At 38.6% G+C, this 19,948-nt stretch carries 19 protein-coding genes; 4 read left to right on the top strand and 15 right to left on the bottom strand.

The window, feature by feature from the left end; translation table 11 throughout:
• Positions 1–27: 27 nt before the first annotated feature.
• From TR08_RS21335 to TR08_RS21325, 3 genes are all read right to left on the bottom strand, one after another.
• Positions 28–1,755 carry an aromatic amino acid hydroxylase gene (locus TR08_RS21335; RefSeq protein ID WP_045521732.1) on the bottom strand — a complete coding sequence of 576 codons (1,728 nt, stop codon included), beginning with the start codon at positions 1,753–1,755 and terminating at the stop codon, positions 28–30.
• A 27-nt stretch (positions 1,756–1,782) separates the two neighbouring features.
• Positions 1,783–2,079, bottom strand: a complete 297-nt coding sequence (locus tag TR08_RS21330) for a 4a-hydroxytetrahydrobiopterin dehydratase (protein WP_045521731.1) — start codon at positions 2,077–2,079, stop codon at positions 1,783–1,785.
• 292 nt (positions 2,080–2,371) lie between these two features.
• Positions 2,372–3,481, bottom strand: a complete 1,110-nt coding sequence (locus TR08_RS21325; RefSeq protein ID WP_045521730.1) for a metallophosphoesterase — start codon at positions 3,479–3,481, stop codon at positions 2,372–2,374.
• Between the two features lie 181 nt (positions 3,482–3,662).
• Between TR08_RS21325 and TR08_RS21320 the strand changes: the two genes are divergently transcribed.
• Positions 3,663–4,814 carry a glycoside hydrolase family 18 protein gene (locus tag TR08_RS21320; protein WP_045521729.1) on the top strand — a complete coding sequence of 384 codons (1,152 nt, stop codon included), beginning with the start codon at positions 3,663–3,665 and terminating at the stop codon, positions 4,812–4,814.
• Positions 4,815–4,856: 42 nt separating this feature from the next.
• On the opposite strand, the gene trhO is transcribed toward TR08_RS21320, so the two are convergent.
• The 4 genes from trhO to TR08_RS21300 form a co-directional block, all read right to left on the bottom strand.
• Complete coding sequence (trhO, locus tag TR08_RS21315; protein ID WP_045521727.1) at positions 4,857–5,804, bottom strand: oxygen-dependent tRNA uridine(34) hydroxylase TrhO; 948 nt, start codon at positions 5,802–5,804, stop codon at positions 4,857–4,859.
• Between the two features lie 312 nt (positions 5,805–6,116).
• Positions 6,117–6,899, bottom strand: a complete 783-nt coding sequence (locus TR08_RS21310) for a DODA-type extradiol aromatic ring-opening family dioxygenase (protein ID WP_045521726.1) — start codon at positions 6,897–6,899, stop codon at positions 6,117–6,119.
• Positions 6,900–6,918: 19 nt separating this feature from the next.
• Positions 6,919–7,338 carry a DoxX family protein gene (locus TR08_RS21305; RefSeq protein ID WP_045521724.1) on the bottom strand — a complete coding sequence of 140 codons (420 nt, stop codon included), beginning with the start codon at positions 7,336–7,338 and terminating at the stop codon, positions 6,919–6,921.
• A 26-nt stretch (positions 7,339–7,364) separates the two neighbouring features.
• Positions 7,365–8,009, bottom strand: a complete 645-nt coding sequence (locus TR08_RS21300) for an alpha/beta hydrolase (RefSeq protein ID WP_045521722.1) — start codon at positions 8,007–8,009, stop codon at positions 7,365–7,367.
• A 194-nt stretch (positions 8,010–8,203) separates the two neighbouring features.
• Here TR08_RS21300 and TR08_RS21295 point away from each other — a divergent pair, with 194 nt between their 5' ends.
• A complete protein-coding gene (locus tag TR08_RS21295; RefSeq protein ID WP_045521797.1) occupies positions 8,204–8,743 on the top strand; it encodes a helix-turn-helix domain-containing protein in 540 nt (179 codons plus the stop codon).
• 923 nt (positions 8,744–9,666) lie between these two features.
• On the opposite strand, the gene TR08_RS21290 is transcribed toward TR08_RS21295, so the two are convergent.
• The 4 genes from TR08_RS21290 to TR08_RS21275 form a co-directional block, all read right to left on the bottom strand.
• Positions 9,667–10,605, bottom strand: a complete 939-nt coding sequence (locus TR08_RS21290; RefSeq protein ID WP_045521720.1) for an MBL fold metallo-hydrolase — start codon at positions 10,603–10,605, stop codon at positions 9,667–9,669.
• A gap of 94 nt (positions 10,606–10,699) precedes the next feature.
• Complete coding sequence (locus TR08_RS21285; protein WP_045521718.1) at positions 10,700–11,854, bottom strand: thiolase family protein; 1,155 nt, start codon at positions 11,852–11,854, stop codon at positions 10,700–10,702.
• Positions 11,855–11,900: 46 nt separating this feature from the next.
• Positions 11,901–12,668: a 3-hydroxyacyl-CoA dehydrogenase gene (locus tag TR08_RS21280; protein ID WP_045521717.1), complete on the bottom strand. Its 768-nt coding sequence runs from the start codon at positions 12,666–12,668 to the stop codon at positions 11,901–11,903.
• Positions 12,669–12,689: 21 nt separating this feature from the next.
• Positions 12,690–12,980 (bottom strand): CoA transferase, encoded by a 291-nt coding sequence (locus TR08_RS21275; RefSeq protein WP_045521714.1) that lies wholly within the window; start codon positions 12,978–12,980, stop codon positions 12,690–12,692.
• Positions 12,981–13,210: 230 nt separating this feature from the next.
• Here TR08_RS21275 and TR08_RS21270 point away from each other — a divergent pair, with 230 nt between their 5' ends.
• Positions 13,211–13,804, top strand: coding sequence for a TetR/AcrR family transcriptional regulator (locus tag TR08_RS21270; protein WP_045521713.1), 594 nt, complete (start codon positions 13,211–13,213; stop codon positions 13,802–13,804).
• Positions 13,805–13,854: 50 nt separating this feature from the next.
• Here TR08_RS21270 and TR08_RS21265 read toward each other — a convergent pair whose 3' ends face one another.
• Positions 13,855–14,103: a hypothetical protein gene (locus tag TR08_RS21265; protein ID WP_045521712.1), complete on the bottom strand. Its 249-nt coding sequence runs from the start codon at positions 14,101–14,103 to the stop codon at positions 13,855–13,857.
• A gap of 142 nt (positions 14,104–14,245) precedes the next feature.
• Between TR08_RS21265 and TR08_RS21260 the strand changes: the two genes are divergently transcribed.
• Entirely contained in the window at positions 14,246–15,613 is a 1,368-nt protein-coding gene (locus TR08_RS21260; protein ID WP_045521711.1) for an aldehyde dehydrogenase, read from the top strand.
• Between the two features lie 148 nt (positions 15,614–15,761).
• Here the strand turns inward: TR08_RS21260 and TR08_RS21255 are convergent, their stop codons facing one another.
• The 3 genes from TR08_RS21255 to pruA all read right to left on the bottom strand — a co-directional run bounded on the left by TR08_RS21255 (position 15,762) and on the right by pruA (position 19,854).
• Complete coding sequence (locus tag TR08_RS21255) at positions 15,762–17,027, bottom strand: Glu/Leu/Phe/Val family dehydrogenase (RefSeq protein ID WP_370576383.1); 1,266 nt, start codon at positions 17,025–17,027, stop codon at positions 15,762–15,764.
• Between the two features lie 68 nt (positions 17,028–17,095).
• A complete protein-coding gene (locus TR08_RS21250) occupies positions 17,096–18,286 on the bottom strand; it encodes an ornithine--oxo-acid transaminase (protein WP_045521796.1) in 1,191 nt (396 codons plus the stop codon).
• A gap of 23 nt (positions 18,287–18,309) precedes the next feature.
• On the bottom strand, positions 18,310–19,854 hold the full coding sequence (pruA, locus tag TR08_RS21245; protein ID WP_045521707.1) for an L-glutamate gamma-semialdehyde dehydrogenase: 1,545 nt from the start codon (positions 19,852–19,854) through the stop codon (positions 18,310–18,312).
• Positions 19,855–19,948 lie beyond the last annotated feature (94 nt).

Below are 19,948 nucleotides of genomic sequence, written 5' to 3'. Positions count from 1 at the left end.
GCAATTTATTGTTAATCATGATTATTTTTAGGCGTTGGTTAACATAAGACCTCTTTCAATTAACACAGGATATTCATCGTGTAAAAGCTTTATATCTTCCAGTTGTTTTTTAAGCAAGATCTGTTTATCTGGTAACAGATTATGTTTAACCAAAAGCTCCATTACTTCAATCCTTAATAACCAATCATCCTTAAACTGAGTTGTTAATTTTTCAATCACTTCTGATAAAACAGCTTCCATGTCAGAATCCGTATTTTCTCGGAAATTCCTAACGTTCCCATACATCTGTTCTAATAATGATAATTCTCTTTTAACGAGCGGATTCGTCTCAACTTCCTCTAAGTCCGCATAGAATTGTTCAGAATCCGCTGCCCCCGCAAACACAGAGGTAATACTTTCTCCAATCGCCAAATCGTACGTACCCCAATCAGGTTGGAATAAAGTTTGATCAGCAAATGAAACGGTACAATCCTTAAAGGAGATGACCAAAAGTGTGCCCTTTGTTCGATTCAATTGTACTGGAGTTCCGATAACCTTAACACCACTTTCAAAATCTAAAGTAGATTCTTTTCCTACCTCTATTCCAAATTCTTTAAGCTCATCATCATTAAGCTCTTCAAATGGTTTTATCCTGTTTACTATTCTTCCAATGGGAGCTCCAAAGCCATCTTGGTGTGTAGATTTCCCATGTCCGCTCAATTCGGTATTTTCGAAGGCCAATGCGGAAGGTCCCTCTGTTTGGATGTATATGGCTTCACCTTTTTCATCCTTAATGATCCTTCGTAATGTTCCAGTAAGCTGTAGACCCGAGCTATATTGAATCGTGGCAGTATGATTGGAACGAAGTGCTTTGTCTAACCCTTGCGTCCCTCCAACGGTAAAGGCCATTGTTTTAGTAAACTCATTCACTGCATCGATTAATTGCTCAAAGCTGTCACATACAAAAAGCTGTGGCTGTGGTTTGGTAATATCAAATCCGGTTGCAATGACACTTTGCAGATCAAAAGGAATCTTTTTAACAGAAGCTGTTAAGCTGTTTCTTCCTTCCGAAACAGAAGATAACAGTCCAGCTCCATAGATTTGTGGATGATCGACACTTCCAATAAGTCCGTATTCTACAGTCCACCAATATAAACGTGAAATTTGTTCTGCTTCTGATAATTCCGTTACGGCTGTTTGTTTTTCTTCAAAATTAGCTTTCGCTGCCTCTATTTCTGCTTTTGATGCGTTTCCGCTTTCTAATAAATTGGAATAGGTCCGAACAGCTTCAAATAACTCATGCTCTTCACTTGTGGCTAATGCTTTTGAACCGATTTGTCCAAATAGCTTTACATACTCAGAGAATTTTTCTTCGCAAAGTATTGGTGCATGACCAGCCGCTTCATGTATGATATCTGGTGCCGGTGTATATTGAATATTTTCAAGTTTACGAATATCAGAGGCTATCGGCAGAATCCCATGTGCTTGAAAGTCGAAAAAAATAACACCTGGGATAAAACCATCAATATTGGCAGCTCCCCAGCCAAAGGGCTCTAATGCTTTGTTCATGTCTGTTACATTTGGTATTTTCTCAACGGATATCCCAGAAGACTTTAACCCGCCAACATAGGCTTGATGGGCAGTATCCTTTAAATAGTTATGGTTCTGTCTCATCACATAACGCCAAACAGCATGATCAATCGGTGTGTATTTTACGTATTGCTGATCGACCACATACTTTTGTAAGTGTCTCGGAATTTTCCTTGCTTCCCCCATATAGAAATCTCTCCCTCTAGAAGAAAATTAACTTTTCATCTGTAAATAAAATTCATCATATTTTGTGGCTAATTTAAAATCCAATGCTGTTAAACCCCTTGCATTCCATGAAGAAATTCGTAATGTTACGACTTTATAGTCTATTGATATAAATGGATGATGGTTAACCTGCTCAGATAGATTAGCCACTTGTTGAACAAAATCGATTCCTCTCAGGTATTCGCGAAAACGAAACTTTCGTTCAATCCAGTTCTCATCCGTTAATCTCCAGTTCGGAACGGAGGATAACTTTTCCTGTACCTCAGAAGGCAATAATTTATCCATTTGCTTCTCTCCTTTATGGTAATGAAGCGCTTTCATTTTTATCTATCAAAAAACTAGCTTCACTATAATACTATTGCAGGATGAAAAAATTATCCGTGTATTTCACGTCCAAACATAAATATACTCCATTTTATTATCACCAATGGGAGGGTGATTGGACTCTTTTAAGGCAGAGGGGTGAAAAACGTTCATCCTTCAGATAGTTGTGATTCCTCCTCCATATAATCAAATTTTAATAACAGCTATTAGAAAATCCACCTGTTTTATGTTTTATCAGATGGATTTTTTACAATCATATTTTTTTTAAAGGATCAAACGTTACGTTAATTTGGATAATTTCTGAACGAGTTCCAATTCGGAGCGGCAGTCCCCAGACACCATAGCCCGATGAAACAATCGATTGGAGTTCACCTTTTTTCAGATAGCCCCAATCATTTTCAAAAATCATATTCGTGATCAGATTGCCTGGTGCCACCTGACCTCGGTGTGTGTGACCTGATAAAATCAAATCCACCCCATTTTTTTCGGCGATATCTAAATCATAGGGCTGATGCTCAAGAAGAAAAACAGGTTTCATACTATCGACCTGCTTCATTAAGGCAGAAAGCTCAGCTCTGACAACATCCTGATATCCTTTATCTTTTCTGCCCACAAGAACAATTCCTTCAGGTAGGTTCAGTACCTCATCATCTAATACCTTCATACCACTGTTATTAAAAATCTTTACAAGATCCACGTCATCCCGATCATGATTCCCTAGAGAAGCATAAACAGGCGCCTGGATTTTCTTTAGAATATCTGGAATTCCTTCTTCAAGAAAAGGTGTGATATCATCATCGATAATATCACCTGGAAAGAGGACTAAATCAGGTTTTTGAAAATTTATATACTCAACTAGTTTTTTTGCCTGCCCGCTCCCTGATAAATCTCCGAAATGCATGTCCGAAGCCATGATTATTTTTAGGCTTTGTTTCCCTTCTACCTGTTTTGGAATATTGATCTGATACAATTTGGCTTTAGGACTGTAGGCATTATATACCCCGAAGGAGAATGCACATACAATCATAACTAAAATAGAATATCCGGTCCATTTGATGAATTTTTCTTTCGGTAATTTTGTAAATCTTCTTATAAAAACTGCGATATTGGCCACTGGAAGCAACAATATTAAAAAGTAAAATAACGAAAGCCAAATGGCACCAAGCCATGTGAAAAATAAACTCTCATCCAGCCAGCGTGAAAAAACAAAAGAATACGCGAAAATAATAAGTGCAACCCAGAAAATAATTTTTATACTCTTTCGATCACCACTAATGTGTTTCAACCATACCCAAATATTATACCCAATGTAAAATATCAATAAATTATATAGTAAGATAATCCCTATTCCAACAGCCCACACAGAAGTGAATCCCCTTTACATTAGAAGTCTTACTATTATTAGACATTATTTGTGCTTGATTAACAACAAATTAAGACTAGTAATTTACCATTTATTTGCAAGGCGGATATTACCAGCACTTCTTCCCTCCATTTTTTGATACAATTTTAAAGTCAGAGAATAATATGGAGGAATACAATCTATGAAGAAACGCAATATCCTCCTAGCCCTGGTAATCCTAATTACCTTTACAGGAGGAATTTTTACAGGAGTTTTATATTCAACAAATAAAACAGAACAAGCGTCAAAACCGCTTAATATAGAAAAAGCTTCAAAATCAGTAAAAAATCTCGAAGAAAAAGCGATCCCAGAGGAAAGTTTAGAGGAATCTAAAGTATTATTGGGCTATGTACAGGATTTTCGTGATCCTAATGTGGTTGATTATTCCAAGTTAACACACGTAATCTTCTCGTTTGCTCATCCGACGCCGGATGGAGGTATATTGCTAAATGGTGATTCAGCCATCAATAATTTACGAACGATGGTTAAAGAAGCTGACAAATACGATACAAAAGTAATTTTAGCGGTAGGTGGCTGGTTTCATATTAATGGCGGAGAATCCTACGAGCCATTTAAAGCAGCCATCAGCAATCCTGAATCTAGAACAAGACTAGTGAATGAACTTACAAGTATTGTAGACCGTGAACAACTAGATGGTATTGATATCGATTTTGAGCACCCACGTTCAAAAGCGGACGCAGCGAACTTGGCTGCATTTGCGAAGGAGCTAAGCGATCAACTTCATCCTAAAGGAAAAGAACTATCGATTGCCGTTTATGCAAAAATTCATGCGGTGACAGGCACCGAAATGGGCTTTGTCGTTTATGAACCTTCTACTTTCCAGTATGTCGATCATGTTAATATAATGGCTTATGACGGCCAATGGGATGGCGGATACAATGCAGCTAATCTATCTCCTTATCCGTTTACGGAGAAAATAGTAAACTATTGGGCAAATCTGTTTGATCAAAACAATCTGTCGAAAGAAAAGCTTGTTTTAGGTGTTCCTTTTTATGCTCAACCCGAAGACCCTGCTATTAAACAGGTTTCCTATGCGGCCATCATCAACCAAGATCCTGCAAATGCTGCGAATGACACGGTGAGTATGAACGGAACAACTTATCATTACAATGGTGTTGAAACAATTAAAAAGAAGACGAATTTAGCATTAGGTCACGGCTTCGGAGGGATGATGTTGTGGGAAGCCGGACATGACAGCAAAGGCGCTCATAGCTTAACAACCGTGATATACGATGAATTAGTTAAATCAAGCGATGTCTTGGCTAAGAAATAACAAAAGGCTGCATACTCATACTTTGAGCGTGCAGCCTTTTTCTTATGCTTTTAAATTCATTAATCTTTCATTTACTTCTTCTTCACTTAAACCGTGCTGAGCAATATAGCGATTTCGTGGATGTGTTCTGCATTCATGCGAACAGCTTCGTAAATGGCGGTGTTCGTTTTCCTCAGAGCAAAGAATCTTTTTGTTACACTCAGGATTTGCACAGTTTACGTAACGCTCACAAGGCTCACCAGTGAAATAATCCTTCCCGACAACAACTTGCTCTTTGCGATTGACTGGTACGCTAATTCGCTCGTCAAACACATAAAGTTGTCCATCCCATAATTCTCCTTGAACTTCTGGGTCTTTTCCGTAAGTAACAATACCGCCTTCTAATTGTGAAACATCTTCAAATCCTTCTTTTAGTAGCCAGCCAGAGAATTTTTCACAGCGAATGCCGCCTGTGCAATAAGTAAGTATCTTTTTACCTTCGAATTCTTCCTTATTTTCTCTAATCCAGTCTGGCAGATCACGGAAATTTAAAATATCCGGGCGAACAGCGCCCCTAAAATGACCTAAATCATATTCATAGTCATTCCGAGCATCAATCACAACGGTATCTTCTCTTTGCATAGCTTCGAAAAACTCTTTTGGTTTTAGATGCTTTCCTGTTGTGACATGAGGGTCAACATCGTCTTCTAGTCGTAAAGTAACAAGCTCTGGTCTTAGACGAACACGCATTTTTTTGAAAGCATGCTCGGTTGCTTCATCAATTTTAAAAATGGTACCTGCAAAAAGCGGGTGTTCATCCATGTATTTCATATACGCATCCGTTTGCTCAGGTGTACCTGACACAGTACCGTTAATTCCTTCTGAAGCAAGAATAATCCGACCCTTTAGACCTAATTCATTACAAAACTGAAGGTGCTCCTGTTGAACTTCCTCAGGATTCTCAATTGTGACATATTTATAATACAATAACACTCTATATTCTTGATTCATATTTACCACCTTATTAACTATTATACACACTTTATATTAATAACCGAATTATTATATCAAAAATCACACATATATTTCAATTAATTAGAATTATTCTTCCCTTTTTTAAAAATAAAAAGGCATCCTACCGTAGATTTTAATTGGGTAGGATACCTATTGATGGATAGTTTGTAGATATATTTAAAAAGCGTGAAGATACTTCATGATTTTGTGTAGATATCCTTATAAAATGTGTAGTTATCGACCAAAATTTTGTAGATATATCCGAAAAACGTGTAGATATCCTCATAAATCACCAATTGGGACGTTATGTTATTCTCCAAATTGCCATACGCTATGACTTAAGTTACCGTACCTGTAGCTGCGGTGTATTAACTTCGCTTTTCGATTATCATCTGCTGTTCCCATCGCGTAAAAAATAGGAACAAAGTGCTCATTTCCATACTTCGGTACGGCAAATTCTGCATTTGGAGCAAGTGAATCGTACTTAAACAATGAATCTGTATCCCATGTATGAAGATGATGAGCTAACCAATCATCAAACTCGAGTGCCCATTGATGTACTTCACCATCGTCTCCCCAACTCACAGCTCTTAAGTTGTGAACCGTTCCCCCGCTGCCGATGATTAATACATCGTTAGCACGCAAGGCTGCAAGAGATTTTCCAATTTTGTATTGTTCTTCTGGAGTAAGAGTAGGATTAACAGACATCGCTATGACAGGAACATCTGCATTTGGGTAAAGTAAACGAATGACAACCCATGCGCCATGATCCAAGCCGCGTTTCGTTTCTACATCAAAGGATATACCATTTTCTTCAAACAAATCGATGATTTCTTTAGAGATTTCCTGTGATCCTTGAGCTGGATATTTAATGGTATATAGCTCTGGGTCAAATCCACCGAAATCATATATGGTGTCATATTGATCTACTTCGCTTACTTTTTGTGCTTTAGATTCCCAATGGGCGGAAAATAGAACAATTGCCTTTGGGCGTGGTAAAAACTTGCCCAGTTGATTTAAAAATTGAGTATACTCATTGTTTTCAATGGCAAGCAATGGTGCACCATGAGCGATAAAAAGTGATGGCATCATTGTACTTCACTCTCCTGAATTAAAGTGATTGTGTCTCGTTTTTTTGACCGTTGAAAAGAACTTTGTCTAAAGCAAACATTTTACTGTCATTAATCGCAATAAATAATGCCATAACTAGTAGTGCTAAATCTAATTCCCAACCAGCACCTTGACCATTACCTAAAAAGCCGACTGCTAATTTCCCTTTGACAATCGCTCCAAGCATTAATAAAACCAATAATGCTGATACAATTCGACTTCCTAAACCAACCATTAAAGCAATTCCCCCAACCAGTTCTAACAGGGCAACTCCATAGGCAAGAACACCTGGTAAACCGATTGAATCAAACCAGCCAACGATATTTTCAATCCCGCCTTGGAATTTCACTAATCCATGCACAAAAAACGTAACCCCTAATACTAAACGTAAAATTAATGTACTTGCTTCGAATTTTTTCATTATATTTCTACCTCTCCTTAAATAAATTAGTTTTCTATATCTTGTAATAACCAGTTTGTAAAATCTTGAAGGTTTTTCAAAGAAACACTATGCCCTTCTGTGTAAATGTTAAAAGTAACTTTTGCACCTAATTGACGAAAATATTCGTTATTGGTGACTCCCCATTCAAATGGAAGAACTTGATCCATTTCTCCATGAGAAATAAATACTGATACCTCATCCACAGGCTTGATTGCATACTCTTCTTTTACGAAAGCAGGAATATAACCACTTAAAGCAACAATGCCTTTTATTTTATTCCCTAATGTCAATCCAAGCGTCATCGCTAAAATCGCACCTTGGCTAAATCCTAATAAGTATAAAAGTGATGTATCTAGCGGATACTGTTCGCAAGCATAGTCAATAAAGCTTGTCAGCTTACTTACACCTTCATCGAATACTTCCCGATGAGGTTTGCCATACCCTTGAATGGTGAAATAAGCATAACCTGGCGGCTGTGTAAGATGACCGCGAATACTGAAAATATAAAACTGTTCTTCTAACCCGTTCACCAAAGACAGCATGTTTTGTTCATTACTGCCAATTCCATGCATAATAAATAATGCTGGGTATTTTTTATCAGGATCGAAATCCTTTGGACGGCGAAGTTCATAAATCATCGGTGCATTCATCTAATTTCCCTCCTTTTTATATTTTTATAATAAATAAAGATTCATATTAGGAAACATATCCACAAAAAATAATATGTTTTTTAATATGAACATTTGTTGCTTATAGGATAACAGCGAATCTTGTGGATTGTCAATGGTATTTTTGCTAATATATAAATATGTTCTATATTAGGAAACCATAAAGGGTGATCAAACTGGATATCGGCGCAAAAATTCGTGCAATTAGAAATCGAAAAAAAATCACAATCGCTCAAATGTGTGAAGGGACAGGCCTTTCAAAAGGATTTATAAGCAATGTAGAAAACAATAACACCTCACCTTCCATAAGTACGCTGCAAACCATTGCCAGCTATTTAGAGGTTCCTTTACCTTACTTATTATTAGAAAAAAAACAACATTTACGCGTGGTCAGAAAAGATGCCAGAACAACCACTTCGTTTAATCAGTTGGAAATTGAACATATTTCTTCAATGGGTGGATTAAGTTTAAGAAGTGTGGAGTTTCCGCCGGGTGCCTCGATTGGAGACGCACATGCCCATGAAGGGGAAGAATGTCATTTGGTGCTAGAGGGGAAAGTCCTTGCTGAGCAAGGAGAAGATTCTGTTATCTTAGAAGAAGGTGACTCCTTCAGCTGGAATGCAAGTGTTCCTCATACCGTTAAAAATATTGGGGATTGCAAAGCGGTTGTATTGATTGCGGTTTATTCCGATAGTGAGCTTAATGGCCTATTTTAAGTAAGGCACATTAACTTTATTCATATACTACCAATAACCAACCTTTCACTATTAGTGTCCGTAATCTTGTTAGAATTAGAAAACCGGGCACTCATGAAGGCTATGAGTGTCCGAAATCTTGTTAGAATTGGACAACCGGTCACTCATGAAGGCTATGAGTGACCGGAATCTTGTTAGAATTGGAAAACCGGTCACTCATGAAGGCTATGAGTGACCGGAATCTTGTTAGAATTAGAAAACCGGGCACTCATGAAGGCTGTTAGTGACCGAAATCCTATTAGAATTGGAAAACTGGTCACTCATGAAGGCTATTAGTGACCGGAATCTTGTTAGAATTAGAAAACCGGGCACTCATGAAGGCTATGAGTGACCGGAATCTTGTTAGAATTGGAAAACCGGGCACTCATGAAGGCTATGAGTGACCGGAATCTTGTTAGAATTGGAAAACCGGGCACTCATGAAGGCTGTTAGTGACCGGAATCTTGTTAGAATTGGAAAACCGGGCACTCATGAAGGCTATGAGTGTCCGAAATCTTGTTAGAATTGGACAACCGGGCACTCATGAAGGCTGTTAGTGACCGGAATCTTGTTAGAATTGGAAAACCGGGCACTCATGAAGGCTATGAGTGACCGAAATCCTGTTAGAATTGGAAAACCGGGCACTCATGAAGGCTATGAGTGACCGGAATCTTGTTAGAATTGGAAAACCGGGCACTCATGAAGGCTATGAGTGACCGGAATCTTGTTAGAATTGGAAAACCGGGCACTCATGAAGGCTGTTAGTGACCGGAATCTTGTTAGAATTGGAAAACCGGTCACTCATGAAGGCTGTTAGTGTCCGAAATCTTGTTAGAATTGGACAACCGGGCACTCATGAAGGCTATGAGTGACCGGAATCTTATTCCGTTACATAATTCCCTTCTCTATATACCCTCGTAATACCATGTGCTTTCCTGAAGGTATTTTTTACATTTTTTGTTTAAATATAAATACTCCAAATGGGCAAGTGTTTCTCCTACGGCAAAGCGGGTTTCATGGATATTCAAATTTCGAAACAACTGCTGGTTGACTTCATAGATGGTTGCCGGCTGTTTAATGGAATCATATGTCTTCTCTAATCGTTCAAGATGGTGTTCCAATAATTCTTCTATTCTTTGATTGGCATTCCTAAACGGCTTACCATGCGAAGGGATGACATAGTCAACATCCAATACTTTAATTTTTTCCAAAGAAGTCATAAAGGATTGTAATGGATTTCGATTACCACGGAACCAGTATGATATGTTGGGGGAAATTCTTGGTAAAATATGATCGGTTGAAAATAAGATACTATTTTCTTTATTAAATAAAGTGATTAACCCATCAGAATGCCCCGGTGTAAAAATAACCTCATATTCATATTTGCCAAATATAATTTTCATTCCTTCTTCAAGATAGTGTTGAATGATTGGGTAAGGCTTTACTTGCGGGTTAAAGCTTTTTTCGTCAGTCGTTAACACCTGAGAAAAATTATCAGGAAGCCCGCACCTGTCATAGTTATCATTTACAACATTTATAGAATCTGGTTCCCAATAGGTTAATCCAGCCTCTGCGTCGATTTCGGACATCCACACCTCTGCATTTGTAAGCTGCTGGAGGGCGCCGGCATAGCCGAAATGGTCGGGATGGTAATGTGTTAGAATGATGTCGGTAATATCATGTTTTACTATGATGGGGCTCCAAATATCCCTGGATATTTCATTATTTAGTCCTGCATCGATTATGGTCCATCCTTTTACCCCTTCTGCTAAAAAGCAATTCACATGATTTAGTCGAAAAGGCAGCGGTATGGTTACTTGTGTTACACCTATTTCATTGAACAAAAAACCCTCTCCTCTCTCTTACATTTCATCTATCTATAAAAAGAAATAAGCAACAAAATGTTTCTTTTTGCTGCTTATTTCCATATACTCCTACTTATTCACCTATTCTTTCAATAATCGTTCCGTTCGCCATTCCGCCGCCTTCACAGATAGCCTGCAATCCATAACGTCCGCCTGTTCTTTCTAATTCATGCATCATCGAGATCATCAATTTTGCACCTGTTGCTCCAAGAGGGTGACCAAGAGCAATGGCTCCTCCATTTGGATTCAATTTCTTCGTTTCAGCTTTTATTTCTTCTAACCAGCACATTGGTACTGGTGCGAACGCTTCGTTTACTTCGTAGGTGTCCATATCTTCAATTGTCAGCCCCGCTTTGGCAAGAACCTGTCTCGTAGCTTCGATCGGACCAGTCAGCATTAATGTTGGATCAGATCCCACTACGGAACGGGCAACAATGCGGAATCGTGGTTTAAGCCCTAATTCCTCCGCTTTTTCGCGTGACATTAATAGTACTGCTGCAGCACCGTCACTCATTTGACTAGCATTTCCTGCATGGATTTTTCCATCCTGCTTAAAGACTGTTTTTAGGGTAGCTAACTTTTCAATGGTAGACCCTTTACGAGGACCTTCATCCTGTTTTACAACAACCGTATTTCCATCCTCCAATATTACCTCTAACGGCATGATTTCTCTTTCAAATCTACCTTCTTCTTGTGCTTTTAGAGCACGATTGTGGCTTTCAATTGAAAATTCATCTAATTGAGTGCGCGTAAAGCCCCATTTGTCAGCAATTCTTTCCGCAGATAAGCCTTGGTGAATCATTTCATATTTAGAAGTAAGAATTTCACTCCAACCTGACTGCTGACGTGAAGCTCCTAGTGGAACACGTGTCATACTTTCTACCCCGCCTGCGATGACAATATCCATATCTCCACTGAGAATGGCTTGGGAAGCAAAGTGTATCGCTTGCTGACCAGATCCGCATTGACGATCTAATGTAGTTCCTGGTACATGAATCGGAAAGTCTGCCATTAAGGCTGCCGTACGTGCAATATTCAGACCTTGCTCTTCCACCTGTGAAACACAGCCTAAGATTACATCCTGTACGATTCCTGGAGAAATACCAGCACGATTTACTAATTCTTTTAATACTTTTGCTGCCAATTCATCTGGACGGACTGTACTAAATAGCCCTTTTCTTTTTCCAACCGGTGTACGAACACCCTCTACAATAACAACTTCACGCATTTTATCTTCCTCCAATTTGTATTAAATTTTTTCTAAATTTTTCGATTTATCTTGGAGCCATACGAATGGCGCCATCTAAGCGGATGGTTTCTCCATTAAGCATGACATTTTCGATAATAGACTGGGTTAATTGTGCATATTCAGAGGGTCGTCCAAGTCTTGATGGGAATGGAACCTGCGTTTCCAACGCGGCTTTAGCCTCCTCAGACAATGACGCAAAAAGTGGTGTTTCGATTAATCCAGGGGCAATGGTCATCACCCTAATTCCAGATTTCGCTAAGTCTCGTGCAATTGGCAATGTCATACCTACGACACCGCCTTTAGAGGCACTGTAGGCGGCCTGACCGATTTGACCATCAAATGCTGCAACAGAGGCGGTATTAATGATAACTCCTCTTTCACCCTCTTGATTTGGCTGATTTTTCACCATATGTGCTGCAGCAAGGCGAATAACGTTAAACGTACCAATTAAATTGATTTCAATTACTTTTTTAAAATTATCAAAACAATGTGCCTGATTTCTGCCTACTGTTTTTTCAGCAACTGCAATACCTGCACAATTCACAACCGTATTGATGCTGCCAAATTGAGCAATGGCTGAATCGATGGCATGTTGTACATCTTCCTCACTTGTAACATTCGTTTTGAAAAAAACAGCATTCTCCCCTAATTCTTCTGCTAACAAGGTGCCTTTTTCTTCAGAGAGGTCAAGAATGGCCGCTTTCCCTCCATTTTTCACAATATTTCGGACTGTTGCTTCTCCTAGCCCCGAAGCACCGCCGGTTACCAAAGCAATGGAATCTTGTATTCTCATATTCGCTTCCCCTTTCTCCGTTTAAAAACCTAGTTCATTTAAAATTTCCTTTGTATGTTCTCCAAGACCGGGTGCATGCCTTCTTGTGATAACAGTTGAATTTGATAGTTTAATAGGATTTCCTATTTGTTTGATTACTCCAACTTCAGGATGTGTGATGTCTTCAATCATTTCACGGTGTTTAATTTGTGGATGAGCTGCTAGTTCTTCTGGAGTTAAGACTGGGGAGACACAGGCATCAATACATTCGAAAAGTTTAAGCCAATCTGTTAATGTTTTATCTTGTATCGTTGCTTGAAGATCCTTCTTCATTAAGCGCTGCTGTTCTTAAAATACCTTTTTAACACCGTTTACATCTCTATTTTAAATAATAACAATTTTCTTAAAATTTTACAATTGATTTATTTTTTGAACCTATGTTTAAAATTCGTTGATTTTTCTGAATAGCTGTCCTATATTTAAACAAAGGATAAAAAAATAACTAATAGTTCAAAAATACATATATAGATTACATGTTTGAAGAGTTAGGAGGTGTTAAGGTCATGTCTTCTTTTAGAGCACAAAAGATGGCGAAAAAAAAGCAGGAGATCCTGCGTTCTGCAGCGGCCGTTCTTGTTGAAAAAGGGTACCAAGGGACGACGATGGAAGAAATTTCTGCCAAACTTCTTATGACAAAAGGGTCAATGTATTATTATTTTAAAAATAAGGATGACCTTTTGTATCAATGCCATTTAATGATTATGGAGATCTGTCTTGATGGAATTGAGAAAGTTGTCGATAGTGATTGTAATCCAATCGAAAAGCTTAAAAGAGCGATTAAAGAACATATTCTACTTGCTACAAGTGAGAAAGCAATGTTTATGGCCCTAGCGAAGCCCAATCACAATTTTTCCAAGGAACAGCTTCAAGAGGTCCTCGAGCTAAGAAAAAGTTACTCACATTATTTTGATAGAATCATAAATGAGGGTATTGATAAACAGGTTTTTGATCGTTTGGACATCAAGATGGTCCGTTTAATTATTTTAGGAGCTCTGAACTGGATTCAAGAATGGTATGACCAAAGTGGTCCTCAAACCGCCGAAGAAATTGCCGAGGTATATGCAGATTATTTATTAAAAATGGTAGTTAAAGAATGAGATTTTCCAACCAGAATAAAGCCCTCCATGCCAAACATGGGGGCATTATTTTATCCTATCTTTTCTTCATTATCTGTATTTAATATCACTCTTTTATTTGATGTAATCGGAGTAAGGTTGGATCTCTTTAATAAATAGTTTAAATGATCCAGTGGCATTGACCCATGCCCTTTCCCATCTTCTAGAATAAATTGGACCGTAATCCCATTGTTAGTGGTCACCGTTAACGACTCTGCAGAGTTAAAATTCCCCTTGATGTTTTGAGAAATTTGATATTTCATTCCTGTTTCAATAGACATTTACTATCTCCTTCGCTGGTATTTAATCATAGTATTCTCCGATTATTTTTATTCATACAAAAATATTCCATTTAACTCAACTCAAAACTGGTTATTAAAAAAAGATGTGATAGAATATCATTATCTGTGAGGAGGTGGGAGTATGGAAGGTTTTAGTAATTTACTGAAAGTGCAGCGGGAGTTCTTTCAAACTGGAAAAACAAAAGATGTATCATACCGAATAGAAGCATTAACATCCTTAGGGAATATGATTCGCTCACATGAAACAGAATTGATGGCAGCACTAAAAAAGGATTTGAATAAGAGTGATTTTGACTCTTATATTAGTGAAATGGGAATTTTGCTTGAGGAAATCCGTTTTACTCTCAAACATATTAGAGATTGGACTCAGCCTAGAAAAGTTAAGACTGCCCTAACTCAAATTGGATCTAAGGGGTATATTTATTCCGAACCATATGGGGTCGCTTTGATTATTTCTCCTTGGAATTATCCCTTCCAATTAGCCATTGGTCCTCTTATCGGTGCGATTGCTGCTGGAAATTGTGCTGTACTTAAACCCTCTGAACTAACACCAGAAACATCAAAGCTGATTGGAGAACTCATCAACACAACATATCCTGCAGAGTACATTACTGTCGTCCAAGGGGATGCCGATACCACTCAGACTTTATTAATAGAAAAATTTGATTATATCTTTTTTACTGGAAGTGTTTCTGTCGGAAAGGTAATTATGGAAGCGGCCGCAAAACACTTAACTCCTGTTACTCTTGAACTTGGAGGAAAAAGTCCTTGTATCGTTCATCAGGATGTGAACCTTAAATTAGCAGCAAAACGGATTGCCTGGGGCAAGTTTATCAATGCTGGTCAAACCTGTGTGGCACCTGATTATTTGTATGTACACAAAGATATAAAGGAAGAATTTATAAAAACCTTCAAAGAAAGTATAAATGAACTCTATGAAGATATCGTTAATAACGGGGAATTTACGAGAATCGTAAGTGAGCGTCATTTTAATCGTGTAACTAGTTTACTTTCGTGTGGAGAAATCCTTCATGGCGGCAATTTTTCTTGCGATACACTAACGATTGAGCCGACAGTAATTGGCGGTGTCACTTGGGATGACCCGGTTATGCAAGAGGAAATTTTCGGTCCTATTCTCCCTATCCTTGATTATGATGATGAATTAACAATGATTCATAAAATTAACGAACACCCTAAACCATTAGCTCTTTATATTTTCTCTGAAAGCAAAGAATTCCAAGCAACCATTTTAGATTCTATCTCTTTTGGCGGAGGCTGTATAAACGATACCGTTATGCACCTTAGTTCTCCATACCTTCCATTTGGAGGTGTGGGTGAAAGTGGAATTGGCGCCTATCATGGCAGGGGCAGCTTCGATGTATTTTCCCACCAGAAGAGTATCTTAAAACAAACGACTTCCTTTGATTTACCATTCCGGTATCCAAATCGTAAAGACGCACTAAAACAAATTAAACGATTTATTAAATAAAGTGCGTAAAAGCCTTGCAGTGTCTTCTCTGCAAGGCTTTTGTTTTTATTATTTTTTTGGTACTCCCTCACGCTGAAATACTAATTCGCCACCCATGTAGGTTTCTAATACTCTTATCTCATCAATCTTTTCTGGATTTATTGTTTTATTAAACCCAGCCTCTGAATCGGGATGCTTCTGCTACTTTCTTAATCCCAACCATATAAGCCGCTAACCGCATATCAACTTGATGTGTCTGAGCTTGTTGATAAATCGTGTCAAAAGAACTAACCATTACCTTCTCAAGCTTTTCCATTACTTCTTCTTCTGTCCAATAGTACCCTTGATTGTTTTGCACCCATTCAAAATAAGAAACTGTTACACCGCCTGCACTTGCAAGAATATCTGGAACTAGAAGAACTCCTCGCTCTGTTAAGATCTTTGTAGCTTCAAGAGTTGTCGGTCCATTTGCGGCTTCAACTACAATGCTCGCTTTAATATTTCCAGCATTCTCTTCAGTGATTTGGTTTGAAATTGCAGCAGGTACTAGGATGTCACAATCTAATTCGAGTAATTCCTGGTTACTAATTGTATCAGTAAATAGCTGTGAGAATGTACCAAAGCTATCTCTTCTATCAAGTAAATAATTGATATCGAGACCGTCTGAATCATAAACGCCGCCGTATACATCGGAAACAGCGACCACCTTCGCACCAGCGTCATGCATAAATTTAGCTAAGTAGCTGCCTGCATTTCCAAAACCCTGGATAACAACACGAGCTCCTTGTAACTCTTTTCCTATTTTCTTAACCGCTTCATTAATACAGATGGTAACACCACGTGCGGTTGCAGTTTCACGTCCATGTGACCCGCCTAATACAAGTGGTTTACCAGTAATGAATCCCGGTGAATCAAACTCACGCAAACGGCTGTATTCATCCATCATCCATGCCATGATTTGTGAGTTGGTGTAAACATCTGGAGCCGGTATATCTTTTGTTGGTCCTACAATCTGACTGATAGCACGAACATAACCGCGGCTTAATCTCTCAAGTTCTCTGAAGGACATCTTTCTTGGGTCACAGATAATACCGCCTTTTCCGCCGCCATAAGGGAGGTTGGTAATCCCACACTTTAAACTCATCCAAATCGATAAGGCTTTTACCTCGGATTCATCCACATCAGGGTGAAAGCGAACACCGCCCTTTGTAGGTCCAACCGCATCGTTATGCTGTGAACGGTATCCAGTAAATACTTTTACCGTACCATCATCCATGCGCACCGGAATTCGGACCGTTAATAAACGAATCGGTTCTTTTAATAATTCATACATTTCGCTATTGTAGCCTAACTTTGTCAACGCTTCCTGTATGACGGTTTGCGTAGAATAGTATAAGTTTAAAGATTCTTTTTCCTTTTGTTGTTCTTTTGACATTTCATTTATCACTGTCTTAACAGACATGTCAGACACCTCTTAGTTTAGTGGAATATGAAATTATGATTTTAAGCTAAAACTTTAGTAATTTTCTCAACTGCCCAATCGATTTCTTCCTTCGTGATGATCAGTGGTGGAGCAAAGCGAATAACGGTATCATGTGTTTCTTTACATAATAAACCTTCTTCCTTTAATTGCTCGCAGTATGGTCTTGCTTCTTCTGTTAGTTCTACACCTATAAATAAACCTCTGCCTCTAATTTCTTTAATCACAGGATTATTAATCGTTTTTAATTGTTCTAGGAAATACTTACCTAAATCAAGGGAACGTTCTGCAAGTTTTTCTTCCTCGATCACTTCTAAAGCTGCAAGTGATACTGCACAAGCAAGTGGATTTCCTCCGAAAGTAGAACCATGCGAGCCTGGGTTAAATACTCCCAATACATCGGAATTAGCCACAACACAAGAAATCGGGAATACACCACCGCCTAGTGCTTTTCCTAAAATTAACATGTCAGGATTAACATCTTCCCACTCTGTGGCAAACATTTTTCCTGTACGAGCTAAACCAACTTGTATTTCATCGGCAATAAATAATACGTTGTTTTCTTTACATAAGTCAGATGCCGCTTTTAGCAAACCGTCCGGAGGTAAAATAATTCCTGCTTCACCTTGAATCGGCTCAATTAAGAATGCTGCTGTATTAGGTGTGATAGCCGCTTTTAATGCTTCAAGATCTCCATAAGGGATTAGCTTAATGCCTGGAAGCATTGGACCAAAACCACGCTTATATTCAGGATCAGATGATAATGAAACAGCTCCCATTGTCCGGCCATGGAAGTTCCCTGTACATGCAATGATTTCTGCTTGATTTTCAGCAATTTCTTTTACATCATACCCCCAGCGGCGAGCGGCTTTAAGGGCTGTTTCAACTGCCTCTGCACCTGTATTCATTGGAAGTGCCATTTCTTTGTTTGTTAATTTACAAATTTTCTCATACCAAGGACCAAGCTGGTCATTATGGAAAGCACGTGAAGTTAATGTTACTTTATCCGCTTGGTCTTTTAAGGCTTGAATAATTTTAGGATGACGGTGTCCTTGGTTTACCGCAGAATAAGCACTTAACATATCCATGTAGCGGTTTCCTTCTGGACTTTCAACCCATACTCCCTCTGCCTTTGATACAACGATTGGCAGTGGATGATAGTTATTGGCACCAAATTTTTGTGTTTGTTCAATAATATCAGTTGTTTTATTCATAGTAGTATTCACTCCGTTTCCTCCTATAGTGTTTCTGATGTTGTTTTTGCTTGCATGTGAAGAAGTAAATAATCAGGACCGCCTGCTTTTGAATCTGTTCCTGACATGTTGAAGCCTCCAAATGGCTGGTAACCAACAATGGCTCCTGTACATCTACGGTTGAAATAAAGATTTCCTACGTGGAATTCTTCACGGGCACGTTCAATATGCTCACGATTATTAGAAATTAAGGCACCTGTTAGACCGTAGTCTGTGTTATTTGCTATTTTCATCATATGGTCAAAATCATGAGCTTTAGAGAAACCAACTACTGGTCCAAAAATCTCCTCTTGCATGAGTCGAGCATTTTCATCTAAATCAGCAATGATCGTTGGCTGAATGAAATACCCTTTAGAATCATCGCCTTCTCCGCCAGTCATGAGTTTACCTTCTTGTTTACCCACTTCGATATAATTCATGATTTTCTTAAATGATTTTTCATCAATCACTGGACCCATATAATTATTAAGATCCTCTGGGTTACCAAGTGTAAGTGATTTTGTTAATGCAACAGCTTTTTCTAGAACTTCATCATATACATCTTGATGAACTACCGCACGAGAGCCTGCAGAACATTTTTGACCTGAATAACCAAACGCAGAGTATACAATGCTTGCAGCTGCTAAATTTAAGTCAGCATCATTATCCACAACAACCGTATCCTTACCGCCCATTTCAGCGATGACACGTTTAATCCAAATTTGCCCTGGGTTAACTTTTGCAGCTCGTTCATTTATACGGCAGCCTACCTCTCGGGAACCTGTGAAGGATACGAAACGAGTTTTTGGATGGTCAACAAGATAATCTCCAATTTGAGCACCGCTGCCAGGTACAAAGTTTAATACCCCACTTGGCAGACCAGCCTCATGCATAAGTTCTACAAATTTGGCAGCCACAATTGGTGTAGAGTTTGCTGGCTTTAGAAGAACTGTGTTACCAGAGACAATTGCTGCAACTGTTGTTCCAGCCATAATTGCCAATGGGAAGTTAAACGGTGAAATAATGATTCCTACCCCTAGTGGAATATAGTGATATTGATTGTATTCCCCATCACGGCTTTGTACAGGAAAACCCTCATTAATACGGAGCATCTGACGACCGTAATACTCGATAAAATCAATTGCTTCAGCTGTATCCGCGTCCGCTTCCTTCCATGGCTTTCCAGCTTCTTTTACAAGATAAGCAGAAAACTCATGTTTACGGCGACGTAACATAGCTGCGGCACGAAATAGGATGTTGGCACGGTGTTCAGGCTTCCATTTTTTCCAAGATTCAAATGCAGTTAATGCAGTTTGCATTGCCTTCTCTGCAAGTTTTTGGTCTGCCATGGAAACACTGCCGATGACTTCTTTATTATTTGCTGGATTAATAGACTGAATTTTACTATCTGTAGTAATAGACTCCCCGCCAATCACAACTGGATATTCCTTTCCTAGCTGGGATTGAACATACGAAAGAGCTTGTTGAAATGCTTTTATATTTGCTTCATCTGCAAAATTAGTAAATGGTTCATGAGTATACGGTTTCATTTCATTTATCCCCCTTGTTGTTTGTACAAAATATTATATTGCAAGTTCCGTGCCAAACATAAAATGCTATATTAATAAGGGATTTATATTATTA

It is taken from the genome of Neobacillus niacini, from assembly GCF_000759675.1.
GTDB classification, from domain to species: Bacteria; Bacillota; Bacilli; order Bacillales; family Cytobacillaceae; genus Neobacillus; species Neobacillus niacini_A.
The sequence above is the reverse complement of the archived record's forward strand: the minus strand, read 5'-3'. Positions and strand labels throughout refer to the sequence as shown.

Bases quoted from the DNA above. Each gene is read 5' to 3' on its own strand.
- TR08_RS21305 (WP_045521724.1), bottom strand. From the start codon at position 7,338: ATGAAAAAATTCGAAGCAAGTACATTAATTTTACGTTTAGTATTAGGG.
- TR08_RS21255 (WP_370576383.1), bottom strand. From the start codon at position 17,027: ATGTCAAAAGAACAACAAAAGGAAAAAGAATCTTTAAACTTATACTAT.
- TR08_RS21310 (WP_045521726.1), bottom strand. From the start codon at position 6,899: ATGATGCCATCACTTTTTATCGCTCATGGTGCACCATTGCTTGCCATT.
- TR08_RS21250 (WP_045521796.1), bottom strand. From the start codon at position 18,286: ATGAATAAAACAACTGATATTATTGAACAAACACAAAAATTTGGTGCC.
- TR08_RS21260 (WP_045521711.1), top strand. From the start codon at position 14,246: ATGGAAGGTTTTAGTAATTTACTGAAAGTGCAGCGGGAGTTCTTTCAA.
- TR08_RS21320 (WP_045521729.1), top strand. From the start codon at position 3,663: ATGAAGAAACGCAATATCCTCCTAGCCCTGGTAATCCTAATTACCTTT.
- TR08_RS21335 (WP_045521732.1), bottom strand. From the start codon at position 1,755: ATGGGGGAAGCAAGGAAAATTCCGAGACACTTACAAAAGTATGTGGTC.
- TR08_RS21330 (WP_045521731.1), bottom strand. From the start codon at position 2,079: ATGGATAAATTATTGCCTTCTGAGGTACAGGAAAAGTTATCCTCCGTT.
- TR08_RS21265 (WP_045521712.1), bottom strand. From the start codon at position 14,103: ATGTCTATTGAAACAGGAATGAAATATCAAATTTCTCAAAACATCAAG.
- TR08_RS21285 (WP_045521718.1), bottom strand. From the start codon at position 11,854: ATGCGTGAAGTTGTTATTGTAGAGGGTGTTCGTACACCGGTTGGAAAA.
- trhO (WP_045521727.1), bottom strand. From the start codon at position 5,804: ATGAATCAAGAATATAGAGTGTTATTGTATTATAAATATGTCACAATT.
- TR08_RS21270 (WP_045521713.1), top strand. From the start codon at position 13,211: ATGTCTTCTTTTAGAGCACAAAAGATGGCGAAAAAAAAGCAGGAGATC.
- TR08_RS21275 (WP_045521714.1), bottom strand. From the start codon at position 12,980: ATGAAGAAGGATCTTCAAGCAACGATACAAGATAAAACATTAACAGAT.
- pruA (WP_045521707.1), bottom strand. From the start codon at position 19,854: ATGAAACCGTATACTCATGAACCATTTACTAATTTTGCAGATGAAGCA.
- TR08_RS21280 (WP_045521717.1), bottom strand. From the start codon at position 12,668: ATGAGAATACAAGATTCCATTGCTTTGGTAACCGGCGGTGCTTCGGGG.
- TR08_RS21300 (WP_045521722.1), bottom strand. From the start codon at position 8,009: ATGAATGCACCGATGATTTATGAACTTCGCCGTCCAAAGGATTTCGAT.